A 1,291-nucleotide genomic window follows, 5' to 3' on the forward strand; every position below is an offset into this window, starting at 1 on the left:
GCCAATGCGGCCTTCGAGACGAGGTCCGTCGCCACCGCGTTGCGCGCCGTGATCGCCGGGAACGACCGGGAGCACGCGAACGGGTTTGTGCTGTCCCTGCGCTGGGACGACGGCCTCGCGAAGGCGCTCGCCGCCGAAGAGTCCGGTGCGGTCGCCGATGTCTTCGGCCAGCCGCTGTTCGACGAATTCGGCGACGTGATCGGCGGACTGGTCGGTTATCGCGTCCTGCGACCGCACGAGCCGACCCTGACCGCCTTCGCATCGCTGAGCGGACGCGACGTGCTGATCCTGTCGGGGCAAAGCCTCCTCTCCTCGGCCGGTGCCGACGTCGCCGACGCGCGGCTCGGCGACATCTCGGGCGCGGATCTGCACGCCGTCGTCGGGGCCGAGAAGGTCGCGCGCTGCCTTCCTCAGCTTCCGGATATCCGTCTCTGCGTCGCGGCGCCGCTGCGTGAGTTGCAGCAGCTCACCGGAAAGGTCGTCGGCATCGGCGAGGAGAGTTCCCGCTCGCTCCTCAGGACGCTCAGCGTCGTCGCGGGCCTGACCTTATGCCTTGTCGCCCTGGTCCTGCTCATCCTGTCCAGCCGGATCACCCGTCCGCTGGTGCGCATCACGCAGACGGTGTCCGAGGTGGCGCGCGGGAACTGGCACGTCAGCGTCCCCGATACTGACCGCGCGGACGAGGTCGGCGACATCGCCCGCGCCGTCGTCGTGCTCGAACATTCCCTGTCGGAGCGGGATCAGCTGCGCGACGACGTCTTCCGGCAGAACACGATCCTGACGGAGCGCGAGCGGCAGCTGCAGGAGCAGAACGAGCGGTTCGATGCGGCCCTGAACAACATGTCCCAGGGCCTGTGCATGTTCGGCGCCCATGGTCGCCTGAAGGTGTTCAACGCGCAGTTCTGCCGGATCTACGATATCGCTCCGGATGCGCTCGAAGCCGAACCGACGCATGTGGATGTCCGCCAGCTGGCCGGTCTTGCGGATTGGTCGGGTCCGGAGAGCCGCCCGCATCGGCGGTCTCTGACCAGGACGCTCGCGGACGAGCGATGCGTCGAGATCACCGTCGAGCCCATGGCGGACGGCGGCTGGGTGGAAACGCATGAGGACGTCACCGCGAGCGTGACGGCCCAAGCCCGGATCGCCCATCTCGCGACCCACGACGCCCTCGGCAAGCCGGCGACGACCGCTTCCGACACCACGTTCGCGCCACCCTCCTGCTGAGAGCTGAGGACCATGACCCGGGCCCGCGTCAGCCAGCGCCGGACCAGGGAGCCGGGCTGTCCCCGAG

1 protein-coding gene is annotated in these 1,291 nt (G+C 69.0%); it reads left to right on the top strand.

Translation table 11 applies throughout. The annotated features are described in order from the left end of the window. The coding region (locus tag I53_RS25670) for a PAS-domain containing protein (RefSeq protein ID WP_251982458.1) at positions 1-1,224 on the top strand (1,224 nt) is incomplete at its 5' end. Positions 1,225-1,291 lie beyond the last annotated feature (67 nt).

This window comes from Methylobacterium sp. B1, from assembly GCF_000333255.1.
Taxonomy (GTDB): Bacteria; Pseudomonadota; Alphaproteobacteria; order Rhizobiales; family Beijerinckiaceae; genus Methylobacterium; species Methylobacterium fujisawaense.